At 57.1% G+C, this 24697-nt stretch carries 22 protein-coding genes and 1 tRNA gene; 3 read left to right on the top strand and 20 right to left on the bottom strand.

The features are described 5' to 3' along the window. Positions 1–7: 7 nt before the first annotated feature. Entirely contained in the window at positions 8–1225 is a 1218-nt protein-coding gene (locus WA367_RS09235) for a septal ring lytic transglycosylase RlpA family protein (RefSeq protein WP_336056481.1), read from the bottom strand. A gap of 269 nt (positions 1226–1494) precedes the next feature. Here WA367_RS09235 and WA367_RS09230 point away from each other — a divergent pair. Next, positions 1495–1584, top strand: a tRNA-Ser gene (locus WA367_RS09230). Positions 1585–1752: 168 nt separating this feature from the next. Here the strand turns inward: WA367_RS09230 and WA367_RS09225 are convergent. From WA367_RS09225 to WA367_RS09180, 12 genes are all read right to left on the bottom strand, one after another. Continuing rightward, complete coding sequence (locus WA367_RS09225; RefSeq protein ID WP_336056480.1) at positions 1753–2415, bottom strand: hypothetical protein; 663 nt, start codon at positions 2413–2415, stop codon at positions 1753–1755. After that, a complete protein-coding gene (locus tag WA367_RS09220) occupies positions 2402–3307 on the bottom strand; it encodes a DNA-processing protein DprA (RefSeq protein WP_336056479.1) in 906 nt (301 codons plus the stop codon). Before WA367_RS09220 ends, WA367_RS09225 begins: the two co-directional genes overlap by 14 nt. 908 nt (positions 3308–4215) lie before the next feature. Next, complete coding sequence (locus WA367_RS09215) at positions 4216–6375, bottom strand: phage tail tape measure protein (protein ID WP_336056478.1); 2160 nt, start codon at positions 6373–6375, stop codon at positions 4216–4218. After that, entirely contained in the window at positions 6372–6785 is a 414-nt protein-coding gene (locus WA367_RS18165; RefSeq protein ID WP_442935572.1) for a helix-turn-helix domain-containing protein, read from the bottom strand. Before WA367_RS18165 ends, WA367_RS09215 begins: the two co-directional genes overlap by 4 nt. Positions 6786–6819: 34 nt before the next feature. After that, entirely contained in the window at positions 6820–7326 is a 507-nt protein-coding gene (locus WA367_RS09210; protein WP_336056477.1) for a hypothetical protein, read from the bottom strand. A 98-nt stretch (positions 7327–7424) separates the two neighbouring features. Next, positions 7425–7820 (bottom strand): hypothetical protein, encoded by a 396-nt coding sequence (locus WA367_RS09205; protein WP_336056476.1) that lies wholly within the window; start codon positions 7818–7820, stop codon positions 7425–7427. 193 nt (positions 7821–8013) lie between these two features. Next, positions 8014–8565 (bottom strand): hypothetical protein, encoded by a 552-nt coding sequence (locus WA367_RS09200; RefSeq protein ID WP_336056475.1) that lies wholly within the window; start codon positions 8563–8565, stop codon positions 8014–8016. 417 nt (positions 8566–8982) lie between these two features. After that, complete coding sequence (locus WA367_RS09195; RefSeq protein WP_336056474.1) at positions 8983–9432, bottom strand: hypothetical protein; 450 nt, start codon at positions 9430–9432, stop codon at positions 8983–8985. A 183-nt stretch (positions 9433–9615) separates the two neighbouring features. Beyond that, complete coding sequence (locus WA367_RS09190) at positions 9616–12258, bottom strand: toprim domain-containing protein (RefSeq protein ID WP_336056473.1); 2643 nt, start codon at positions 12256–12258, stop codon at positions 9616–9618. Between the two features lie 53 nt (positions 12259–12311). Then, positions 12312–12500, bottom strand: a complete 189-nt coding sequence (locus tag WA367_RS18160; protein ID WP_442935571.1) for a helix-turn-helix domain-containing protein — start codon at positions 12498–12500, stop codon at positions 12312–12314. A gap of 163 nt (positions 12501–12663) precedes the next feature. Next, complete coding sequence (locus tag WA367_RS09185) at positions 12664–13875, bottom strand: tyrosine-type recombinase/integrase (RefSeq protein WP_336056472.1); 1212 nt, start codon at positions 13873–13875, stop codon at positions 12664–12666. Positions 13876–14120: 245 nt separating this feature from the next. After that, the gene (locus WA367_RS09180; RefSeq protein WP_336056471.1) at positions 14121–14489 is read right to left on the bottom strand and encodes a DsrE family protein; all 369 of its coding nucleotides are present in this window, start codon (positions 14487–14489) and stop codon (positions 14121–14123) included. A gap of 64 nt (positions 14490–14553) precedes the next feature. Between WA367_RS09180 and WA367_RS09175 the strand changes: the two genes are divergently transcribed. Further along, positions 14554–15561 (top strand): AraC family transcriptional regulator, encoded by a 1008-nt coding sequence (locus WA367_RS09175; protein WP_336056470.1) that lies wholly within the window; start codon positions 14554–14556, stop codon positions 15559–15561. A gap of 62 nt (positions 15562–15623) precedes the next feature. Here the strand turns inward: WA367_RS09175 and WA367_RS09170 are convergent, their stop codons facing one another. From WA367_RS09170 to pcsA, 6 genes are all read right to left on the bottom strand, one after another. Beyond that, entirely contained in the window at positions 15624–16712 is a 1089-nt protein-coding gene (locus WA367_RS09170; protein WP_442935570.1) for a BMP family ABC transporter substrate-binding protein, read from the bottom strand. A gap of 43 nt (positions 16713–16755) precedes the next feature. Beyond that, positions 16756–17670, bottom strand: coding sequence for an ABC transporter permease (locus WA367_RS09165; protein WP_336056468.1), 915 nt, complete (start codon positions 17668–17670; stop codon positions 16756–16758). After that, positions 17663–18772, bottom strand: coding sequence for an ABC transporter permease (locus WA367_RS09160; RefSeq protein ID WP_336056467.1), 1110 nt, complete (start codon positions 18770–18772; stop codon positions 17663–17665). The genes WA367_RS09165 and WA367_RS09160 overlap by 8 nt, the downstream gene beginning before the upstream one ends. Then, positions 18772–20355, bottom strand: coding sequence for an ABC transporter ATP-binding protein (locus WA367_RS09155; protein ID WP_336056466.1), 1584 nt, complete (start codon positions 20353–20355; stop codon positions 18772–18774). Before WA367_RS09155 ends, WA367_RS09160 begins: the two co-directional genes overlap by 1 nt. Positions 20356–20481: 126 nt before the next feature. Beyond that, a complete protein-coding gene (locus WA367_RS09150) occupies positions 20482–21453 on the bottom strand; it encodes a quinone oxidoreductase family protein (RefSeq protein WP_336056465.1) in 972 nt (323 codons plus the stop codon). Position 21454: 1 nt separating this feature from the next. Then, a complete protein-coding gene (gene pcsA / locus WA367_RS09145) occupies positions 21455–22177 on the bottom strand; it encodes a phosphatidylcholine synthase (RefSeq protein ID WP_336056464.1) in 723 nt (240 codons plus the stop codon). A gap of 240 nt (positions 22178–22417) precedes the next feature. Here pcsA and WA367_RS09140 point away from each other — a divergent pair, with 240 nt between their 5' ends. Further along, positions 22418–23665 carry a UbiH/UbiF family hydroxylase gene (locus WA367_RS09140; protein WP_336056463.1) on the top strand — a complete coding sequence of 416 codons (1248 nt, stop codon included), beginning with the start codon at positions 22418–22420 and terminating at the stop codon, positions 23663–23665. Here WA367_RS09140 and WA367_RS09135 read toward each other — a convergent pair. Continuing rightward, entirely contained in the window at positions 23628–24590 is a 963-nt protein-coding gene (locus tag WA367_RS09135) for an AEC family transporter (protein ID WP_336056462.1), read from the bottom strand. The genes WA367_RS09140 and WA367_RS09135 overlap by 38 nt on opposite strands. Positions 24591–24697: the final 107 nt, after the last annotated feature.

Genomic DNA, 24697 nt, shown 5'->3' with positions numbered 1-24697 from the left:
ATCGCGGCTATGATTCGTTCTCGCGAATGATGAAGGCGTCATTTGCCCCCGCATTCCATGCCGCCTGAAGCGCCCGATCGATCTGCTTTTCGTCACGCGGGATCAATGTGAGCGAACGCGTACCAGCAGCACCGGCATTTTCGACCTTGATCGTGCCGAAGCCAGAAAGCGTCTGGAACAGTGCGGTGATCTTCTCGTCATCCATAAATACGCCGAGGCTGATCGTCATGCCCTTGTGATCGAGCGGATCGGTACCGTTGCGGCTCCACCATGCCTTGAGCGCATTCTGGTCGATGTTCTTCTTCAAAACCTGATCGAAACTGCTTACCGCGGCGCTTACTCTCTGATCGGCATATGAAAGCAGTGCACTGGCCGTTTGCTGCGGCTGAGGCTCCATCACCGGAGATGTCTCAGGTCGATCAGGCACCAGCGGCCCGGAAACAGGCAGGCCAGAGGCCTGGACAGCCGAGCCTGCATCCGACGTGGTGTTGAAGGCGGTCGTGAAACTGGCCTCCTGCGCTTCAACATTGCTGTCGTTCATGGCGAGCATGACGCCGGATGGCAGGCCGTCCGACGGATCAGCTTCGGCGCCGCCTGGCTTGAATGATGCCATGAGGAAGGAATCGTCGCGTCCTTCAAGCGGAGCGGGCCCGACATATTCCACCTTCACCTTGGCCACGCCGGCGGACTTGTAATCCAAAAGTTCTGCAGCCCGTTTGGACAGGTCGATCAGCCTGTTATGGGCGAAAGGCCCGCGATCATTGACGCGAACCATGACGGAATTGCCGTTTTTGAGATTGGTCACACGCGCATAGCTTGGCAGCGGCATGGTGGGATGCGCGGCGGTCAGATGCGTCATGTCATAGACTTCACCATTGGCCGTGAGGCGACCATGGAACGCATCACCATACCAGGAGGCCGAACCGACATCCACGTAATCGGGATCTTCCTTGGGGTGATACCAGCGACCCTTGATCTTGTAGGGCTTTCCAACCTGGCGACGTCCACCGCCCCGCGGGATGTTCGATACCTTCTCGGCCACTTTCGGACTGGCCTTCACGCCATATTCCGATTCGGCAAAATATTCCTTGCTGCTCTTGGCCTTCGGGGTGATTTCGGCGGTGGGGGTGGGCTTCTCACATGCTGCAAGCACTATGGCCAAAGCAGTGAAGGTTAGAGTTGATAAGGCTGCGCGGCGCATTGGTTTGCAACCATTTGTCAGCATGAATCAACATCCCCGGCGAGAAGGCAACGGGCATAGCCCGTGCAACAAAAATTGGAATTTGGCGGTCTTGCCGGGCGCCCCCAGCCGCACCACCCCTCTCAATGCGCACGCAAAAGTTACGGCGCGGTTAAGACTATTTGTCGAGAAATAGGCGAAAATGTGCCGACGCATCAACTCTCTTCACGAAAGGACGAGAACGGCCTCCGCCTCCGCTTGGTCGAAATCGGCCTTGAAACTCCCCGCATTCCTGCGTACACGGAAAACCGCCTGGAGGGATGGCCGAGCGGTTTAAGGCACCGGTCTTGAAAACCGGCGTGGCAGCGATGTCACCGTGGGTTCGAATCCCACTCCCTCCGCCACTAACTCAACTTAAATGGTTGAATTGTATGGGCTAATCGTGTGCGCTTAAGATCCTGCCCTATTTTCTGCCCCACTTTAAAGGTGAGAGCACAGCTTTTGCAGGAGAGTTGTGGTCAGAGGCAGGTGCGGAGCTGTGCTAAATTGCTCAGCGAAAGGATTCCCTACGTTCAGCTTCCTTTCCCAAAAATGTTCTCGAACTCTTCCAGATCAATGTCCGGGAACTCGACCTCTGGAAGTTTCCTACGCGCTATGAAGAGGCCAAAAATTTTGCAGTCAGGGAAGCGGTCCTTCAGCACCGTGTGCATCGCGCGATAGTGCGTGCCGGCAGTTAGCAGGTCGTCAATGATGCATATAGCGCTAGGTTCTGGTGAGCAGAGAGTTTCGTCGATTTCGTAGATGTTGATAAGGTCGTCAACGGTTTGTCGATTGCCTGCGCTTTCGTGATTGGCTGCGCAACTCTGCGTTTGCACTACGATCTCTCGAACATCGACTGCATGCCCGATGAGTTTACACACCTGTACCATCCGGTCGTCGTAATCAGGGTGTCCCTTCGCCTTGGAAGGAGGAACTGGTACAAATGTTCCTTTCCAATTTTTATCCAGTGTGGCGCTTAGCATTTGCGCGCACTTTCGGATGGCCGGCTGCTTGTACTTGAACTGAGGTGTACCGCGTAAGGACGGCTTCTTCTTTAGGTTCTCGATCAAAGAGCGTGTGTTACCCTGCTCGAAGCGCTCCGACTTCACGTATTCCCACATGAAGAAGCAGACGTCGTCAGATGTCAGATGATGGTGTTCGCGACGGTTGGTGTCGTCGATCTCAGAGAGCCGCATATAGATTATCGAGAATATCGTTCATCTTCCTAACGCGAATTGCCCCTTGCTGCTCGAATCGAGCGGGCCACGTCAGCGCTTTGTTCTGGAAACAGGACTCCAAGATGAACAATTTTCGGCCTTGGTAGAGGGCTGCACGAGCTTGGGTTAACGTGCCGGATGTTTCACCAGCTTCTACAATGATTGTTGCGTCGGTAAGAGCACTCATCGTGGCATTTCGCTCAGGGAAAAACAGGCGATTCTGCCGGTATGTTTGAGCATGGTACCTCAGTACTGGTACCTGACTGATTAGCAGATGGCGCGATGCGATGTACCGCTGAAGATCTGCGTTTTGCTTTGGATAGACAGTATCCAACGGTGTGCCGACAACCGCTATCGTCTCGCCGCCGACGCTCAGAGCCGCAAGATGGGCGGCGGTGTCGATGCCAGCGGCTAGTCCTGAAACAACAACTATCCCTTGTTTGACGAGCTCTCGCGCAATTCGGGAGGCTCTGCGTATCCCTTCAGGCGAGGGCTCGCGGCTGCCAACGATGGCTACGCTTGGCTTCTCCGTTATCTCCCAAGCGCCGCGGTAGTAGAGCAGTTCTACCGGATAACGAGCGTGCCGCAGCCGTTCCGGATAGTCGCCTGCGTGATGAATTCTTATTCCGAAATCTTCTGCTCCGGCACTGTGAAGCCGCTGCACGACTTCTGCGGCCAGCGGAAGTGCTTTTTCAGGAGGCACGAAATCGGACGGAAGAGCGGAGGGGTCCTTCTGAAATCGCTCAGCGATCTTTTTGAACGTTGCGCCATCTTCGAGCCAAAGGGCTTCGTACGCCCCAATCTCGTGGAGCGGGGACACTGATGCAGCTGCGGGAATGTCGCCACTATCTCTACGTTTTATCAAGCTCATTCTGCCTCCCCAATAGTTCTTCGCCAAAAGGAATCGGCTAGGATCTATCAGCTTTTCTCCCAATCTAACTTTTCTAGTTCATCGCGCAATTGGCCAATGTTAGCGAAGCGACGCTAGAAGGCGGTGAACGTGATGCTCATCCATAAGGCGCCAAAGGTTACGAGGTTCCGCTAACAGATACTCGGCTTTCTCGCGCACATCTTGCCTTTTGTCTGTGCGGCATGAAAGCACATCATCGAGTGCATTGGGTTCTTTATTGAGAAGCTCGGCTAGTGCTGGCCTCGAAGCGTCACCTTGCAATTCGTCATGTGTCCGCTCAATCTCGGCATAGAGTCGGTTATGTCTTGCGATAGCCCGCTGGAGTTCGGTCTCTGCCTCACACCCATCAGTTCGTTTGCGGCCACCAATTTCAACTCGCATCTCGATCTCCTTTTAATTGCACACCCATTCACACCGGTCGACGCATCAAAGGTCAAGAAGAAAGAGACGAGAAAGGGCAATTAATTCAATAGTTTGCAATATCTCAACGTTTTCAGACTAGCGATTTGCAAATTGCAAACATCAGGTCACACTACCTGCTGACTGCTATCTCTCCTTTGAGCCAAAAGACCCCCGAAGGATGGCGGTCACGACAACGGTGCGCGGTTATCGAAATTGGCCGATTGGTTCGCGCTGCCTCCTCTATGATCCCCGCAACAGTGCCAGCATCTTGCTTTGTATATAACGCTCCGTGGCAGGGTTCTCCGTTCTCAAGGTGCGCTTCGAACTCCACGCTAGTGGCGACGTAAGGTCCGCCCTGGCGGTCTTGTACGGGTTGAGGCGGGTAATAAGCATCCGCGACGATCAAGGATGTCAGTTGCGTCGGGTCGATACCGAAGAGTGATGATGCGTCTTTCATCTCTGCCGTCCTAGTCGTTCAAAGCGGATTGAACGTTCGCCGACTGCTTGCGCGACTCTGCGTCCAGCGCCCGGCGCACGGCCGCTTGCACATCGGCCGGTGCACCCTGCGCGCCCTGCACCACAAGCGAACCGATGTGGATTGAGGCGTCGACATTATTCGTTTGGCTCTTTTGTAGCGGCTCGGGCATGTCGATAGTCTGCGCGCTCACAGAACCTGCCTGCACTTCTTCTGTGCGAACCGTCTGCGGTGACGCATCAGGCGGCGAAATGCTTGCGCCCGCGGCTGCTTCGGTGATGCCGGCGCCGGCCGCGTCCACCCTGCCCAGCTCTATAGGCTGAATGCTCGGCGCCTCCACTTTGGGCAGGTCGGCGCCGACTGTTGGCGCAGGTGCATCGCCGAACCCGAGACGGTCTTTCAGCCAATCGGGAGTCCATTCCGGCATGAGATCGCGCACGGCATCGGCGAACCAAGATTTCAGGTTTCCCCACTGTGCTTTGATGCCATCCCATATGCCGGAAACGATGCGCGCGCCGAGAGAGTAGAAGGCAGCCGGGAGCGTGCCGAGGTAATCCAAGGCCGCGTCGAACTTCTCGCGAAACCAGCCGGCCACGTCCAGCGCGGCCGAGCGCAAGGCGTTGCCAACGGAAGCGGCGATATCAGTTGCGGCCGCGGCGAATGCAGACGCCTTCCCCGCCACATAATCAACGGCAGCGTCAACGCCCGGCTGCAAAGCCTCAATGGCGCTCGATGCGAAACCGGCAACGCCTTCAACAAAGGAATCGACAAGCGCCCCGGCCTCTTCGATGAGAGAAATTCCGGTGAAATACTCGAAGACCGCGTCGATGCCTCGGGCAATGTGCACAACCGGGTTGAACTCGGCCAACAGCGTTGCCATGCCTTGCAAGAAACCGTCATCGAAAGCGGATGTGATGCGGCCCCACAGATTGCCCCAATAGGCCGCGAATTCATCCCATTTTTGATAAAGCACATAGACGCTTGCGGCGATGGCCGCCACGCCCGTGAGGATCCAGCCTACCGGCGTCGTCAGGATGACAAGCCCGAGGTTGATGAAGGCAGCTCCAAGCGAAGCAATCGCCGCAATCAGCGGCCCGGCTACCCATGCCGCCACCGCGAACAAACTTGCCTGCAACGGGCCGCCGAGGAAATCCACCACCGGCCGGATGCGGTCAATAAAACCTGCGAATGTCTCGGCCGTCTCGGCAATGCTTTGGCGAATTTCCGAAGCTGGGTTCATGAGGTCGCGAAGCGTCTGCGCGAATCGCTCTACCCATTCCGCGATAGTGGAGCGAATGAGCTTGGCGTTTGCATCAACCCATGCCGTGATGTGTTCAACAATTTCATTCATCACCGGCATGAGCCCCACGCCGATTAGGTTTTTGATTCCCTCTAGTCGCTTCTCCAAGCGAGTGACGTTGTCGCCGAAAACTTCGGAGAAGTCGGTGACGCTTTGCCCCAGAACATGGCCGGTCCGCCGCGCCTCCTCCCGGTGAAACCGCAATTGTTCAGCGCCACCTTCGAACATGCGCGTCATGTCCGCCCCTGCCCGACCGAACAAGGCCATAGCGATACGGGTGCGCTCCATTGGGCTTTCAATATCGGCGATGGCTTCAACGGTTTCATTGAACAGTTGATCCATGCCCTTCACGTTGCCATGCGCGTCTTTCAGCGAAATGCCCAGCCGGTCGAACTCTTTGGCGTAGGTCTTTGTGCCGCGTGCGGCGTCGGCCGCGTTCGCGCCGAACCGCTTCATCCCCTTTTCAAGCGTCTCGCTGCTCACGCCCGAGAGCTCGGCCGCGTATCGATACTCTTGCAGTGCTTCTGCGCCTATGCCGAGTTGCCGCGCGGTCTTTGCTATCTCATCGCCGAGTGCGGAAGTCTGCCGGGCAAGCTTGAATGCGCCGAAGACCGCGCCACCACCTGCCGCGCCGAGCGCCGCCGTGAAGAGCCCCAGGCGCCCCGTGGTGCGCCCGAGCCCGTCACCAAGCCCGCCGATTTTCGAAGTGAGATTGCCGGCCGCGCGACCGATGCGGTCAAAGCCCAGCCTGCTCGAAAGCGCGCCGATCCGCGCTTGAATGCGCCTAATTGGCCCGGTAATCCGGTCTACAAGAGAAAGGCGAACTTGCGCTTCTGCGGCTGGTTTGCTCACGAGTTCGACCTCTCAACCGGACGTAGGATTACGCGGAACCGTAGCGTATGCGCGACCGCAACTAAGAGCTGAAGTTGCGGGCTTTGGCTTTCATTCTGCCAAGCGTACAGAGAGTTTAGAGATACACCGCTCCTGGCAGATAGCTCTTCCATCGTGATGCCGCGCGCTCGACGTGCGTCAAACAGAAGGCTCATTGCCGTTCGCATGTTCTCGCAACTGGCGACGACGGTTTCCGGGGCGCCGCCATCTATAATTATCAGCTCATACCCAACGGCTTCAGCGAGCCGGATCAGCGTTCGGATGCACGGGGATCGCTTTCCCTTGATCCATGAGTATATCGAATTGCTGGACACACCGCTAACTTGCGCAAGTAAGCGGTGATTCAGACGGCGTTGCTTCCCGGCCGTCATTATCGCGTCTAGGGCATCAGTCTGCCGGGTGAGATCAATCGCGTTCATTGTTCCTGCCATCATTTGGTTGAAATGGTAGGGGTTCGTTGAATTCCTCGGTCAGACAACGCCGTATGGCTTCGTCTAGGGATGCAACAAAGCTCCGCGCGTCGATCTGGTAAGTCGCTGCTAGCTCAGGGCCGTAGCGGTTGGGGAAGCGTAGGACGTGGTCGCGGAACATGCGTGCGAATGTGCGAACAGCCGTCAGCGCATCACCTTTGTCGATCAGCGAGCCTTCCAGCTGTTCGACTTCGAGCTCGGCTTTGTGCGCCTGTAGGAGTAGCAGCTGTGTTTTTGCTTCGGTGAGGGTAACGCCATCGTCTGACCCTGCTTTAGTTGACACGTTGGCACGCACCCACTTCAGAGCTCGTTTGATTTCGACTCTACCGTCTTCGGATATGGGTAAGCCCTGAGAGACAAGCTTGTGAACGTACTGGCGCGATACACCAATGCGGCGCGCGAACTGTGCTTGGCTTTCGGTATCAGGCGCAGAGTACGTCAACTTGTCATCCTTATTGTCAGCCTGTCGCTAGCGAAAACTTGCGGCTGCGCTTCCCCCTCACCCTCCCCCGGCCGAGGAAGGACCCGAACGCTGCAAGTTCATCGTCGCGAAAGTGTCCCATGCCTTCGCACAGTTACGAGTTTTGTCGCGGCACCATCGTTCGCGGTTTCGCTATCATTGCCGGGCTTGCCCGCTTCTTTTCGAAGCTTTGCATTTGCCTTACGCCAGAGATCCAGCTTGGGTGCGCCAAGTGCTACAGACGGTGCATGTCCATTGGAGGAAACTGGCACTCCGCCTACTTCTGCGAGTTCTCGTTCGAGACGCTGCACATCTCGGTGGAACATGTGAGCTCTTTCACTTTCCCCTTCCGCTATGGCTTTTTCCCTCCAGCCCCTCATAACCTCAATTCGCTCGCGCAAATTGGCGGCTTTCGTTCTTAAGTTGGCAGCGCGCTTTTCCGCTGCACCGGCTGCAATTCGATTGTCGATACTCAATCTCGTTTCCTCTCCTGCACTTGATCGCAAACCGCTTCGATCAACTCCGAAAACTCATCAGTGGAACTTCGCTCTTTCGGTATTCTCATCGGGCGATGGTTCTTGCTGCGAGGCGGCTTGTTGCTGCGCCGCTTGCGTATCGGTTGCTGTTTCTCCGTTGGGAGAAATCGACCGAGCCACAAACGGCGCCGCATTAGACCCTCTCCGCGAGTAAGATCTCCGGCCGGGCATCTGCTCTACGTGGCACGGTAAGGCCGGCTTCTTCCGCTTCGCGGATAAGTGACTCCTCGGCAGCTTCGAGCGTCTCAAGCTCTTTCTGTAAACGAGTGAGTTCAGCCGCCCGTGCATCGGCAGAGTAAGTCTTCCGCCCTTCAGCTTCTTTCTTCGCTTCGGCTAGCAACGCAGCTCTGACTGGCTCCCGAAAGCCGAGGATGCAAAGTGCGCCGAGCGTGTCCTTACGAAACGGCGCATCGAATTCCGGACGAAGGCGGTCTGGGTGGCGCGGGCTGACAAATGTGGAAGGGATGAAGACGCTTCGGGCTCGTTTCTCAGCATCCCCTAGAACTTGGTCTACATTGGCTTCTATCTCACGAACAGAGACCGGTGCGGTTTCGACGTCACGCTGCGTGTCACGAAGGTCGATGATTGCGCGCCGGATATCTTCCACGCTCGACTGATACTCTTGCATAACTTTTGAAGCGCGACCCATGAGGGCTTTCAGGTTTGAGAGCGGATTACCCATCATCAAGCCTCCAAGTCCGGAGGAAGCTGTCCAATGCTCGCTGCGTACTCGCGGCAGTTGGTAGCAATTCGTCCAGCGAGCGAGGAATGCTCGTTGGCATTTTCATGCTCTTCAATAGCTGCCTCATATGCTGCTTGGGCGAGCGCGCGATTTTCGAGAGCCCTCTTCATGGTCTTCTCAGAATGGTTCGGAGTGGCGTCGATTTCCTCGACCCACCTCTCTGCGCGTTCGAACTCACGTTTTGCAGCTAGACGCTTCCGGTTCGCCTGCCGCCCAGCCTCGTATGCCAGGGCGCTAGCGCGGCAGTATCGCCTTAGACGATCGATTGAGATTTTCATTCTTCACCCTTTGTCTACTTTCCACGCGAAACCGCGTTGAGAACAAATTCTCAGGGCGAGGGTCGTAAAAACAGAGCTGGACCTACAGGCGGTGATTTCTACGACTTTCACGATGAAGAATATCTCTGATTGTGCGCTTGGTAAGGAACCCGGCGTCCAGCTCTTTGAGCTGCAATAGCGCTTTGCGCTTGGGTGCTGCCTCGCTGACTGTCCCGCTGATAGTGCGAATATTTCGGAGGATACATTCAGCGGCAGCGGTGGGAGCTAGGCCGGGATAATGTTCTCGCCAGAAATAGTAGAGCGCCGTATCCCGCCGCTTCTTCCGATTTCGGCATTCAGCACTTGGCCCAGGCTTTCCTCGACGGGGTTGCCGCTTCTTCTGTGCTGAGCGTGTCGGCTGCGCCTCATGGGGCTTTGGCTCTAATAGCTCAACCGTTTCCTTGAGAACTCGCCAGATGAAGGGGTCACCGTAACACTCCGCGATGTTTTTGAGATGACGCCTTGCGATTTCAACTCGATCTTGCAGGTTCATCACCTTCCGCCTTCCCCGTTGCTCCTCAAAAATATCGGATGAGGTTTCTGAGGTTTTTGAGGTTTCTCCCGAACCCTCTTAGGAAAATGTCATTCATGTATGTCACTGCCATTTTCCCGCGTTTACCCATAGAAAACCTCAAAAACCTCAGAAACCTCAGCGTTCGCTCCCTCGACAGCCGTGTCAGACCTCTTTCACGCACCACTGGTGGCCGTGCACACTGTTCTTCGTGACCATGTGAAGAGCTCGTCCGTCCACCGGCCGGTCGCGGTACTGCTTGAGAAACCTTCCGAATCTTCTGGTGTTGAACGTGCCGTTTCGATCAAGAAAAAGGTGGAGTGCTTCTCGCAGTCGTTCGTTGCTCACGACCCGACCTGCAATCTCCTTCGCGGTGAACGGCAACGTAGGGAGAGCGTTCAAAACCTCGCGCAGCACTTCCTTCTCAGGATCTTCGTCCGCTTGTTCGTCGTACCCTGCGAGGCAATCTTCCATCTGCACCCATAGGAGTGCCGAACGGACTACGTCGCTCCAGTCTTCAAAGCTTCCAAGAGGACGTGCTCTGTCTGGGAATTCGGCAACGAGGTAGGCTTTGAGGATTGTGAGCGCCGCCGCAACGAGCTTTGGACGCTTCTGCAGTGCAAGTTGTTTGGCGTCGAATTGGAAGGCGCGCTTCTCAGGCCGTTCTACCTTCGCATTCATTCTAATGCGGACCGTTCGTCGGTTGAGGTCCCCGGATATCGAGAGATTGTTTCCGTTCACGCAAATGAGAGCCGTAGATGGCACTCTAACATTCTCACTTTTTCCGAGGATCCGCACCTGGACATGTTCTTCAGTCAGTATCTGACAGAGCTGATCGCTCTGCAGGGTGTGCGACACGTTATCGATAGATACCAGCTGGTTGCCAGCGAGGATCTCAGCGCCAATCCGCTTTTCTAGTTCAGCTTCATCTGAGGGCTGATTGATGGGAGACGTTGAGTGGCCCCGTGCAATAATCGAGGCGATGTTGATCAACAAGCTCTTGCCTGTGCCCGCCGTAGGCGCGGTTACGGCAAACATCGGTGCACTGCGTAGCATCGGACGCATCAGGGCTGTCAGAAAGAGCGCGAGTGCGGCTGCCCTATCGGAGTTATCCACGAACGGCAGCTCCGCGATGGGCTCCGACAAGACATTCAGAGCTTCTACAGCATCATCACGCGATGGGCGCTCTGGTATATCAGGCCAGTCTTCCTTGCTCGCGAGGTAAAGCCCCGTTTTGGAATCGTATCCGCGCTTCATGATAATCGAACCGTCGTCGCGCATGCATGGTGCCGTGATTACCGCATGCAAAGGAGGTATGCGCTCCCATCCATCGCCTTTGCGTTTGAGCACGGTTCGAGCGATTACTTCGGGACAATTAATGCTGATCCAATCTTTGGAGCGGCCGTCATACTTTACGAAATCCGCCTCTGAAGTCAGCTTTTCAACCAATGTCTCCGCTTCAACATCGGTTATCACTACGCCTTCCGGATGCGCTTTCGCATCTGCAGACGGCTCCAGTTTCGCCTGTATAGTCTGTCGTTTCGATGAGGCGGGTACCACCATTACGAGGCGCTGACCGCGGCGGAAGATTTCCAATCTCGGCCGCCCAAGCACGCGGATCGATTCACGCACTACTTCGTGGATGTTCGACTTCGTTATCCGAATGGTTGGACGGAGTGCATCAGCTGGATTGGCGATGGCCTGCACAGTCTGACTACGTGGTGGCGGCGCCTCATCCTGCACCGGTGGTTTGAGAGCTGCGCGCAGCGTCTCTTTCACCGCGTCCAGCCCCGCGATGCGCGCCAAGTCATCGAAATCGGTTGCCTCTTCATGCTCGGGCGGGAATACCGGATATGCCACCTTGGCGCCGATGGCCTCGGCCGCCTCTCGCGCCTTGGTCAAGCCGGGATTCTCTATCGGCTTTGTGGTGAAGCGGTCATTATCCGCCGCGATGAGGAAGCGCGCGCCCGGATATTTGGCGGCCATCAACTTTGCCACGGGCATGAGGTTGCCGCTGTCAAAGGCGATGATAACGGTCGTGCCTGTTGCCTGATGGATGCGGGCGCCGGTGGCGAAACCCTCGGCGATGATAATAAGCGGCCGCTCACCTTTCGGCTTGCCGCCTATCGTGTGATATGAATTCTCTTTCGGAGTGCCCTTGATATAGCGCTTTGTGCCATCCTCATAAATGAACTGCCCACCCACAAGCGTCGGCTTTGCGTCGGGCTCGGCCGGTGAGTGCCACATAGGAATGAACAGGTTGCCGGCCTTCGCCGTGCGCATCCGCTCGCCCGGCACAATCCGATATCTCACCGTTTCCGTAAGCAGCCATGCGCCGGTTGCGGGAATACCCTTCCGCGCAAGATATGGGTGCTCGGGATCTGCCTTCTCGCACTTCGCCTTGATCTCGGCGGCCGCGGCCGCGGCCGCCTCATTCAGCGCCTTCTTTTCGCGCTCACGCTCGGCCGCGGCTTCTTCCATGCGCCGTTTCAGTGCCGACCGCTCTTCCTTGGTCATCGCGTTCGGCCGCTTGGCCGTCCACGTATCCTCGACGCCGAGTTGAAGATCGCCAAAAGCACCGCTTGCCGGTTCATCCAAGTGGAGAACGTACCAGATATGGTCGTTTTTCTTCTTCTTTTTGCCCGTTGCCGAGGCGCGGTGCAGCTTCCCATCTGCTTTAGGATGGCCGCCGGTCGTATCCATGTGGACGCCGGCGGCCGCCATCGCCGAAAGAAACTGTTCTGAAATTTGGGCGCACGTATCCCCTCGACGGCGAAGCTCGCCGTCGCTCGAAGTATCTCGATACATAAAGAATGGTCCCTTAAAAGCTCAGCCGTACGGACGCTGTGCAGGTCTCGTGTCTAGCGGCGGTGCGGGGACGGCTCGGCAGGGCATACGGAAAGTTTATCGATCATCCGTTCCAAATCTTCTCTCAGGATGATCGTGCGCCTTCCCGCTTTCCGGAAAGTTATCTCGCCACGGGTTCGCATGTTGTACAATGTGGCCACGCATAACCCGGTCGCCTCCGCGACTTCAGCCACAGAGTACATTCTTTTTTCGACGGTGCTTTTTGGTGTGTTTGAAGGGGTCAACTTCTCTCTCCTTTCTAGTACTTGTAGTGAAGAGTTATTCCCTTCCATGCACCTCCACCATCTACAAAACTGCGAAATCCCGGCAGTACATATGCGTAGTGCATAGTTCTAGTGCATTTTTTTAAAGCGGTACCTTGCTTGTTGCGTGCGCGGCCCACGCTTCTAATAACGCGCGTTGCTTATCCAGCGCTGTCTGCCGCCGATACGCCCGCTCAGTTTTGTTTCCAATCGTGTGAGCGAGGCACTCTTCAGCGACTTCGCGGGGAAAATCTGTTTCGTTTCCGGCGAAATCTCTGAATGCCGAGCGCATGCCGTGAACTGTACAATGTTGATCACATGCGCGTCGAAGCGCCATGGTCATAGCCATGCTAGATAGCGGTCTATTTGCCCGAGCTCCTGGGAATATGTGATGTTCTTCGCGCGAGCTCTCAGGGCTGAAATCGATCATTTCGCGTAGGATGAGCACAGCGGCGTCTGATAGCGGCACCTTGTGCTCTTTGCCTGCTTTCATGCGCTCCGCCGGTACGGTCCATACGCGCCCTTGCAGATCCACCTCGCCCCAGCGCGCATTCAGCGCCTCACCGGTCCGCGCGGCTGTTAGGATCACGAATTGCAATGCTCGCGCAGCGATACCTCCGGCGGAAGAGAGTTTCGCGTAGATCTCTGGCACGCGGTCATAGGGTGCTGCGGCATGATGCCCGCGCTGAAGTTTTCGCTGCCGCGGCAAAACGAATTCAAGATGACCTTTGAAGCGCGCCGGGTTCTCGTGAGGATAAAGTTCCTTGTAGCGTGCGGCATCGAATACGCGCTCCAGCCGGCCGCGCAATCTGCTGGCTGTCTCGGATTTCGCTAGCCAAATTGGCTGCAACACTCGAACAATATCCGTCTTCTGAATTTCATGCAGCGGCTTATCTAGGAGCGGTTTGCAATAGGCTTCTCCTAAGGTCATCCGCCACTGAGCTTTATGCTTCTCATTGCGAAAGCCTGCTTCGATCGTTGACAGGAACTCTTCAACGAACGCCGCGAATGTTAAGACGCCAGATGCACGCGAAGTTTCATTTGCTTCGGCAGCGCGGGCGGCGAAAGGATCGGTACCCTCTGCAAGCTGGTCCCTCACCTGAGCCGCCTTTTCACGTGCACGTTTAAGTGTGACCTCACGGGCGCTGCCGAGGCCCATCTCACGAACACGGCCATTGCGTGAAAAACGAAACACCCATCGGCGGCCGCCGTTCTTCGAAATGTGAAGGTAAAGCCCGCCCCCGTCACTGTAGCGACCGGGTTCCTTGAACGATGCAGCACCCGTCGCTGTCAGCTTGTGTAGTGTCCGCCCCATCTCTGCCCCACTTTCTGCCCCATTTTTCCTACTGATAGCCTCTAGAGGTATTTAGCAGGTAATGGAAGTGGATGCTGAGAATATCATGTGTTTTCAGTCTGTTATTTGAAGTTTATGGGAAGCGTTAGAAGCTGATTTATGAACGATTGGCGGACACTCCCTCCGCCACTTGACCTCGCGAAGGTCCGTGGAAACGAGTTGAGGCTGCGTGCCTTTTGAAGCTGCAGCCTCGTGGTGAGCTTTTATCAAAAGGAAAGCGTTGCGGCTCCCTGTTTTATCTCTGCGTGCATGGCGCTTGCACCGGCGATGATCACGCCATCGATGAGATCTTCTGCCTCATATCCTCGCGCTTTTACGCAGGGGGGACAGGCCCAGATTACCCCTTCCCGGGCTTGGAAATCCTCGATCAGCTTGGCCAGCGGATCGAGCGGAGGAACATGTGTCATCTGCTGGCCATTTCTCCGGACAAGGTCAATTGCCGTACTTGTCAGGAACAAAAAGACCTTCAGCCCCGAGGTGATCCCCCCATTTGCGATGGTCAGAGCCACCGAAGACAGTTCCGAATCGATTCCCTTCGTCAGTAGAATCACCAGTTTTTCCGTTGACGCGCTCATGATAATCTCCTTGTCCATCATGTTGCCCAAGTGCGCATGATGCGGGAGATCGGCTTTTCCGACTTTGATCGAACTGCCGGATCTTTTAACGGGAATGCTGCAGATGCCTGGCGCGCAACCCGAAGACCTGCTGTCTGAGATGCTGCGGCGGATCCGCGTTTCGGGATCGCTGCAGTACTGCTTCATGCCTTCGGGAGACTGGCAGACAAGCGCAGAGCCCGCAGCCTACAGACCGAAGGGCGCAGTCGGTTTCCACATCGTTGCCGGTGGGACATGTTGGGTAGAGGTGGAAGGCATACGTCTCGAGCTTGAGGAGGGTGATATTGTAGCCTTTCCTTTCGGAACCGCGCATGTGGTGGGATCTGGTATTGGGGGTACTGTTGTCGATCCAGCTAGTCTTCTGCCTCCCCTGCCCTGGCAACATATCCCTTTGATCCATTTCGGTAAGGGTGGCGAAAATACGCGACTGCTGTGCGGCTACATCGAATGCAGTGCCCTTGCTTTCCTTCCTTTCGGCAGCACGCTGCCGAAGGTCATCCATGTCTCCATGCATGCCACGACAGATTGGCTTGTCGATGTCGTCCAACAAATAATCCATGAGGTGGATGAACCTGGCAGTGCTGGAATGCCTATTCTGGAGCGCTTGTCAGAGATCGTTTTGCTGGAGGTCCTTCGGCGAGAGCTTTTGCGGCTCCCTTCGGACAAGACTGGTTGGGTTGCAGCAATACAAGATCCGGTGGTCGGTCGCTGCCTGAGACTGATTCATTCGGAACCCGCACAACCTTGGACCCTGCAACAGCTTGCCCGGCATTCAGCAGTATCACGAGCGGTTCTCATGCAGAGATTTGCTCAACTCCTGACGACTTCACCCATCAGATATCTGCGCGATTGGAGGCTCTATCTTGCAGCGGAGCGATTGCGTTACAGTCAGGTGTCCATCGCGGATCTGGCGGTGGAAGCAGGTTACAGCTGTGAGGCAGCTTTCAACCGGGCCTTCGCTCGAACGCAAGGATGTCCGCCAGCAGCCTTTCGCTTCAAGTTTCGTGCCGGCGAAGGGCAGGCCAGCCACTAAGGCGAATTGAAAAAGAAAAAGGGCGGCTCGGTGACCGCCCTCCTCCATTCCATCGCTGCAGATCAGTTCGGCAGCTTGTCGTCCACGCCTTCGACGTAGAAATTCATGCCCAGAAGCGTGCCATCATCGGCTACTTCACCTTCGGCAAGCCAGTCGGAGCCGTCCTGCTTCTTGATCGGGCCGGTGAAGGGATGGAACTCGCCGGAGCGGATCTTCTCTTCGATTTCCTTGGCCTGAGCTGCGACTTCGTCAGGCATGTTCTTGTAGGGCGCCATGACCACGTGACCTTCGGCCAGACCGGCCCAAACGTCCTTCTGCTCCCAGGTGCCTTCGTGAACGGCCTTAACACGTTCTACATAGTACGGGCCCCAGTCATCGATGATGGAGGTCAACTGGGTCTCCGGACCGAACTCCAGCATGTCGGATGCCTGACCGAATGCCTTGATGCCGCGCTCGGCCGCCACCTGCATCGGTGCGGTGGAATCGGTGTGCTGGGTGATGATGTCCACGCCCTGATCGATCAGTGCCTTGGCAGCATCGGCTTCCTTGCCCGGGTCGAACCAGGTGTTGGCCCAGACGACCTTCACCTTGAAGTCCGGATTGACCGATTGGGCGCCCAGAATGAAGGCGTTGATGCCCATGACCACTTCGGGAATCGGGAAGGAGGCGATGTAGCCTGCCACGCCCTTTTCCGAAACGTTCGCCGCGATCACGCCCTGAATGTAGCGTCCTTCGTAGAAGCGGGAATTGTAGGTTGAAACATTCGGATGCTCGCGCTTGTAGCCGGTGGCGTGCTCGAACTTCACATCCGGGAACTTGGCTGCCACCTTGTTGGTGGGATCCATGTATCCGAAAGATGTGGTGAAGATGATGTCACAGCCGGAGCGGGCGAAACGCTCAATCGCACGTTCTGCGTCCGCACCTTCCGGCACGCTTTCCAGATAGGCGGTCTCGACCTTGTCGCCCATTGCCTCTTCAACATCCAGAAGACCCTGGTGGTGCTGGTACGACCAGCCGAAATCACCGATCGGGCCGACATAGACGAAGCAAGCCTTCGTCTTGTCCTGGGCAAATGCCGTTCCCCCTGGAACGATAGCCGTGGCGGCGGCAACGGCGAATACCGCCAGGGCCGAGGCCTTTATTGTCTTCATCATGCTTGTTTCCTTCATGGTTGCCGTTGGCGCCTTCCCGTCTTTATCTGTCCGGCACAAATGGGCGCCCTAGTGAGGCCGGTGTATTCATGAGTGTCAGTCTGCGGTTTCGCGAGATTATGACAAGAACTGCGATGGTCGCCAGATAGGGAAGCGAAGAAAGCAGTTGCGAGGGGATCCCAACACCCTGCGCCTGCGCGTGAAGCTGGCCGATGGTGACGCCGCCGAAAAGGTAGGCACCAGCCACCACACGCCACGGACGCCATGATGCGAATACGACGAGCGCCAGGGCGATCCAGCCTCGGCCTGCTGTCATGTTTTCCACCCATTGCGGCGTGTAGACGAGAGAGAGATATGCTCCGGCAAGGCCTGCGCAGGCCCCTCCGAACATGACCGCGCCGTAGCGGATGGCAATAACGTTGATGCCTTGAGCGTGGGCAGAGGCATGGTTGTCGCCAACTGCACGAAGCTTCAGGCCGGCTCGCGTCGAAAACAGGAAATAGGCCACAGAGATGGTGAGCAGGATCGAGAGATAGAAAATGGGATCCTGCCCAAAGAGCAGACGGCCTATGAATGGTATGTCGGAGAGCACCGGGATATCGAGATTTGCCATCTTCACACCCGGTCGGCCAACAAAGCCTTCTCCCAGCATGCCTGACAGACCGAGCCCGAAAAGTGTGAGTGCCAGGCCCGTTGCGACCTGATTGGTCACCAGCGTCAGTGTCAGAAAGCCGAATAGAAGAGAAAAGGCAGCGCCGACAACGACGGCAGCCAACACGCCCAGCCAGGGGGAGCCGGTGGAAAGCGCAACTGCGAAGCCGGTAATGGCACCCATGACCATCATTCCTTCAACGCCCAGATTGAGGACGCCGGATCTTTCAACGACCAGTTCACCCATGGCGGCGATGAGGAGCGGCGTTGCGGCTGTGGCAATCGTGATGAGGATCGATTCAAGCATTCTTTTCGACCCCTTCAAATGCAGTCGCGTCACGCACGGGACTTCTCACCAGCCTGACGCGGTAGTGGATCAGCATGTCGCAGGCCAGAACAAAGAAGAGCAACATGCCTTGAAATGCTCGGGCGACCTTGTCCGATACGCCGATGGAAATCTGCGCGGCTTCACCGCCGAGATATGACAGGGCCAGAACAAGGCCTGCAGCAACAATCCCGAGCGGGTTCAGGCGGCCAAGGAACGCGACAATGATCGCGGTAAAGCCGTAGCCGGGCGAAATTGTCGGCCGCAGCTGTCCGATCGCTCCGGATACTTCGGAAATACCGGCCAGACCTGCGAGCGCACCTGAGACCAGGAAAGCGAACATGATCATCCTGGCGCGCGAGAACCCTCCGAAGCGCCCCGCCCTCGGGCTCTGGCCAATGACCTTTACCTCAAAACCTTTTAGCGTTTTTGCCAAGACGAACCAGAGAAGGACCGCCGCAATTATCGCGAAGGCAAAGCCCCAATGTGCGCGCCCTGAGGCGGGCAGTATCTCGGGCAGGATCGCATCTGCGTGGAAATTTCGGGATTCGGGAAAGTTGAATCCTTCGGGGTTGCGCCATGGGCCGCGTACCAGCCAATCAAGGAAAAGCTGAGCCACGTACACCAGCATCAGGCTGGTCAGGATCTCGTTCGTACTGAATCGTGCCTTGAGGAAGGCCGGGATGGATGCATAGGCTGCCCCGCCCAGCATGCCCATCAGGAGCATGAGCGGCAATACGAACGCATTCTGCCATTCGGGGAACAGGATCGGCAGGATCGAGCCGGTTATAGCACCGATGATGAACTGGCCCTCAGCTCCGATATTCCAGTTGTTAGACAGATAGCAGATGGACAGCCCCACGCCGATCAGGATCAGCGGCGCTGCCTTCACGGCCAGTTCGTGCAGTGACCACACTTCCAGAAGCGGCTCGATGAAGAAATAGTAGAGCGCGGTCACCGGGTTCTTGCCCAGAAAGGCAAACATGATCGCGCCGGCAATCAGTGTCAGAGCCAGGGCAATGAAGGGTGAGAGCACCGAGAAGAGTGCGGATTGCCGCGGCCTGCGGACCAGTTCGAGCCGCATTACGCTGTCTCCTCGAGTATTCCGGGTTCCGACGCGTCCGAGCCGCCCATAAGCAGGCCGATTTTCTCGAAAGTTGCTTCCTCGATAGGGACGGGCCTGGAAAGATGTCCGTGGTGCATCACGCAGATGGCGTCGCTGATTTCAAAGAGCTCGTCCAGATCCTGGCTGATGACAAGAACCGCAGAGCCGGAGCGCGCAAGCGCGATCAGGGCATTGCGGATGCGCGCGGCAGCGCCCGCATCGACGCCCCAGGTCGGCTGGTTGACGACCAGCACGGATGGTGAGCGGTCGAGTTCCCTGCCGATCACGAATTTCTGCAGATTGCCGCCAGAAAGAGATGAGGCGGCGGGGTCAGCTGCCCCCTTGCGCACATCCATTGCTTCACAGATCCGCGCTGCGGCGCGTGCCAGTGCCGAGTTCCTGATGAAACCGGCAGAGCCTATATAGGCGCGCCCATCCGTCTGGTGACGCGAAAGGAGCAGATTGAGGGAAAGCGGCAGATTGGGTGCGGCTGCATGGCCAAGCCGCTCTTCGGGAACAAATGCTGCGCCAAGCCTGCGACGCTTGGAAATATCCAGCAGTCCCGCCTCTGTACCGCAAAGCTGGATAACCGACGGCTGGTCCTGCGTTGCCTCGCCGGATATGGCCTCGAACAGTTCGCCCTGGCCGTTTCCGGCCACCCCTGCAATGCCAAGAATTTCGTTCTCGTGCACCGTGAGATCGATGTCGTGAAGCGTAACCGCGAACGGATGAGCGGCAGGTCTGTTGAGGTTTTTGACATGCAAAAGCGGACGCCGCCCGGCTTCGACGGGTTTCGGCTGCCTGCGCGCACCTTCAACCTCGTCCCCGACCATCAGGCGGGCAAGTGAAGCAGCAGTTTCCTTGCTCGGATCGCAATGACCGACAACCTTGCCCTGACGCAGAACTGTCGCGCTGTCGCAGATCCGCTTCACTTCCTCCAGGCGGTGGGAGATATAGAGGATCGAGCGGCCCTCGGCCCGTAACCTCTCAAGCGTTTCGAACAGGCGGTCCGCTTCCTGCGGCGTCAGCACGGAAGTCGGTTCGTCCAGTATGATAAGCTGCGGGTCTTGCAAAAGGCAGCGCACGATCTCGATACGCTGGCGCTCGCCGACGGATAGATCACCAACATGGGCGTAAGGGTCCAGCGGCAGCCCATAGGCGTTGGAAACCTCCCGCGCGCGCTCGGCCACGGAGGACGGTGGTTCATCGGTATCGAGCGACAGCAGGATATTTTCCGCTGCTGTCAGCGCATCGAACAGCGAAAAGTGCTGAAACACCATGCCGATGCCCAGCCGCCGTGCGGCTGCCGGATTGTCGATCTCTACCCGTTTTCCCTGCCAGTTTATCGAGCCGGCGCTTGGCTCCAGCGCGCCGAACAGCATTTTCACGAAAGTCGACTTGCCGGCGCCGTTCTCTCCAAGCAAAGCATGAATCTCGCCCGGAGCGATTGTCAGATCAATCGCGTCACACGCCGTTACCGCGCCGAAATGCTTCGTCAATCCACGCGCCTGAAGCAGCGGGGCGCGCCCACTATCAAGTGTTGTATTCACAACACCTCCCATTGTTCGGCACATTGTTTTTGTTGCCGTTTATGTTCCCGAGGCCATCGTAGGCATGGCTCTGTGGCATGCAATAGGCTTCCAGATATTGAAACTGCTTCAAGTTTGGCGCCACGGCTACAATAGAGCCTATGGCAGCAGAACGGTAGCTCCACTTGTGCGCCGGTTTTCCAGATCGTCGTGGGCACGACCGGCATCGGCAAGCGGGTAACGCTGGTTGATCGTCGGCGTGATGACACCGTCCTTCACAAGTCCGAACAATTCGTCAGCTGCGGTCTCAAGTTCCTTGCGCTCGGCCACATAAGTGAAGAGCGTCGGCCGCGTCGTGAAGATCGAGCCTTTCTGTGCGAGAAGATTGATGGAGAATGGCGGCACCTGGCCGGAAGACTGGCCAAAGCTTACAAACATTCCCAGCGGGCGCAGGCAGTCCAGCGAGCCCTCGAAGGTGTCCTTGCCGACTGAATCATAAACGACGTCGCACTTCTTACCTTCGGTGAGTGCTGCGACCTTCTCTACGAAATCCTCCGTCTTGTAGTCGATCACGCTGTCATAGCCATGCTGAAGCGCTAGTTTGACCTTCTCTTCCCCGCCTGCGGTGCCGATTGTCTGCGCACCGAGATGCTTTGCCCATTGGCCAAGTATCAGTCCGACACCGCCGGCAGCGGCGTGATAGAGGATGCGATGGCCCTTCTGGACCGGAAATGTCCGGCGCAAAAGATACCACGCTGTCATACCCTTCAGCATAATTGCAGCGGCCTGCTCATCGCTTACACCGTCGGGGATCTTCACGACCCGATCGGCGGGCATCAGGCGTTCCTGTGCATAAGCGCCACCATTGGTAACGTAAGCTACCCGATCATCCTCCTTGAACTGCGTGACACCCTCTCCCACCGCGGCGATGACACCAGCGCCTTCCCCCCCTGGGGTGAATGGAGGCTTGGCGGGATAGAGGCCGGTGCGGAAATAGATGTCGATGAAGTTCAGGCCGACTGCGTTCTGCCTTATGAGCACCTCGCCAGCAGCCGGCGCAGGCGTCTCGACCTCTTCATATTTCAGAACTTCTGGACCGCCGGTTTCATGGATGCGGATAGCTTTGGCCATGTCAGGCTTCCTTTTTACCAAGCTTTGGCATCAACTGCATGATGCCGCCAATTACAAAGAGATACGCCCCCGTTGCGCCTATACCCCAAACCACAAATTGGGGCGGGGTGAGTTGGGCAAGCAGGGAGATGGCGCCGAAGAGACACCAGGCGAGAAAGATGGTGAGATTTATCGAGCGTAACCGCACCACGCGTACCGGATGAAGGAAATTCATCGGCAGGAAGGTCAAGATGCAGGAAATCGCTACGACCGCGAACGAGATATATTCACCGGGCTTGATCACGAACAGCGTGAAAACAACCATGTTCCAGACCACCGGAAAGCCCTTGAAGAAGTTCTCCTTCGTCTTGATCCCCGTATCCGCGTAGTAGATCGCACTCGACACAACTATGAGGGCTGCGGAGAGAAACGATAGCCCCTCGCCCATGAAGCCGCTTTGATAGAGGGCGAAAGCGGGAATGAGGACATAGGTCACATAGTCGATGATGTTGTCGAGCATGTCGCCGGACCAGTTCGGCAGAACGTCCTTCACCTGAAGCTTGCGCGCAATCGGACCGTCAATGCCGTCTACGAAGAGCGCCAATCCAAGCCACCAGAACATGGCGGTCCAGCGCTCCTCGCTTGCGGCCACCAGTGACAGGAATGCGAGAAAGGAACCGGAGGCGGTCAGCAGATGGACCGAGAAGGCTTTCGCCTGCGGTGCCGTCACCCGCTTTGCATTCATTTTTGCCACCTCCAGCCGGACCAGATCCAAGCCGCCAATATTCCGGTTGCCCGGGCGACAGCCATTTGTCTGCGGTAATAGCATGAGCAGCAACAGCGCAAGGGGTAAAGCTGAAGGATGCATGTGGAAAACCACGAAAGCACCCGCACCTGCCGATCGCGGGCCGACGAGCCAGACTTCACTCATTGATCGCGAGGCCATCACTGCCATATATCGCAGTGTGCATTGAAGGAGCTGAAGATGACCACGGGCGAGCGAACCGATATAATTGTGGCCGGTGCCGGTCCCGTTGGACTCGTTGCAGCGCTTGCGCTTGCACGGAAGAATTTTCAGGTAACGCTGATCGGGCCTGAACCTTCATCACAGGAACAGCGCACGGCAGCACTGATGCTGCCCTCTATCGAGTTGCTTGAAACCGTTGGTCTGGCTGCACGGGATCTGGATGAGGCCGCTCCGCTCAGCATAATGCGTATCGTGGATGCGACCGGGCGTCTCATTCGCAGCCCGGCAGTCACTTTCCGCGCTGCAGAAATCGGCGAAAACGCCTTTGGCTACAATATTCCGAACAGAGTGCTGAACGCAGCGCTGGCCGAAAGAGTCGAGGCGAGCGCCGGGATCAGATGGGAGCGCTCGCTTGTCTCCGAGTGGATCCTCCATAAAAATGAAGTGGAAGCCGTAGTCGGCAACGGGGAGCGAATAACCGCTCGTTTGTGTGTCGCGGCCGATGGGCGCAGCTCGTCCGCCCGCGAAGCCGCTGGCATAGGAGTGCGCCATCGCGCTCTGCCGCAGACCGCCCTCGTCTGCAATTTCGGACACAAGCGTCATCACGGGTATGCATCCACGGAATTCCACACCGAACATGGTCCTTGCACCCAGGTGCCGCTGCCGGGCGGCTATCGTTCAAGCCTGGTCTGGGTGATGGCGCCCGAGCAGGCCGCTTTATGGGCAGAACTGAGTGACGACGTTCTGGCAGAACGCGTGGAGACGCAACTGCAATCTATGCTTGGCAAGGTGGAGATCGAGCAGGGACGCGGATTGTTTCCGCTTTCCTCGGTCCTGCCCAAGCGGTTTGCTGCCCGGCGCGTTGCTCTTGTGGGCGAGGCTGCTCATGTGTTCCCGCCCATCACGGCACAGGGGCTCAATCTGGGCCTGCGCGATGTCGCGGATCTTAGCGAGTGTGTGGGTGACGGCTTCGACGATCCGGGGGCCGATCAGGTTCTGACCCGCTATGAGCGTCGGCGACTGCCGGACATCTTCGCGCGCAGCGGAGCCGTCTCGCTCGTGAACAGCTCCCTTCTGGCTTCCAATCTTCCGGCCCAGCTTGCGCGAGGCGCAGGGCTTGCTTTGCTCGACAACATTCCCGGCTTGCGCAGCTTCTTCATGCGCGAAGGCATGCGCCCCGGCAGCGGACTGCGGTCGATACTGCCGACGTTTCCTTCGCTATCGCGCGTCAGGGAAACGGATCAACCGGCAGATAGCCGTTCATGATTGCGTAGAGCAGTCCGGTGACGGTGAAGACCGAACAGCCGGTGGTGATCAGAATGCTCGCAGAGGCTCGTTGAACCCACACATCATATTGTTGGGCGAGTACGAAAACATTCGTAGCGGTTGGCAGGCTCGCCACGAGGACTGCCGAAAAGACCCAGATGCGCGGGAAAGAGCCGATCATACCAAGCACGAGATAGCAAATGATCGGATGCACCAGGAGCTTCAAAGGTACGATCAGTGCAAGTTCGGAAGGGAAACGGCTTAGGGGTCGAAGTGCCAGAGTGACCCCCATGGCGAACAGCGCGCAAGGTGCGGCGGCACCGGCCAGATAGGAGAGGAAACGCTCGATGGCGAGCGGTGGCTGCCACGAGAAATACGCGGCAATCACACCCGCTGCCGTGGAGAGGATGAATGGGTGCAGCATGATCTTTCGCAGGACCTGAAAGATCAGGGCAAAGCCCCTGCCCTTCTCGCTTCCTGCTATCGCCATCATCATGGGCGCAACGGCGAAGTGGATCACGTTCTCGAAGCTGAAGATCAGCGCGACAGGCACCGCAGCCTCCGGTCCGAAGGCTAAAAGCACCAGTCCCGGCGCCATATAGCCGATATTGCCATAAGAAGCAGCCAGACCCTTGATCGTGCTTGATGCAATGTCGCGGCCGGTGCCTAGCCAGGAGATCGCGAACATGATGGTGAAAACAGCATAGGTCGCCAGAACCACGCCCAGGATGTAACGCCATTCGCCAAGCTGCTCGAAGGGTGTTTTTGCAACGAGCTGAAAAAAGAGCGCCGGCAGCGCGATATAGACGATGAACACATTCATCCAGCCAAGCGCTTCGATTGGTTGTCTGGCAATGCGAGCAGTAATGAAACCGATGAAAATCAGGCCGAAAAAGGGAAGAACCAGGCCTATGATATCCGCCATAGTACAGCTTTACCGAACTTGGTTTGCCGCAGGTCGTACGGCTTGGAAATGTTGAAGCGCTTGTCGTGCCGCGCCACATAGTGGATAAGGCAGGACATGATGGACAA

It is taken from the genome of Nitratireductor sp. CH_MIT9313-5, assembly GCF_037029545.1.
Lineage (GTDB): Bacteria > Pseudomonadota > Alphaproteobacteria > Rhizobiales > Rhizobiaceae > Chelativorans.
This window is presented reverse-complemented; position numbering and strand designations above follow the sequence as displayed.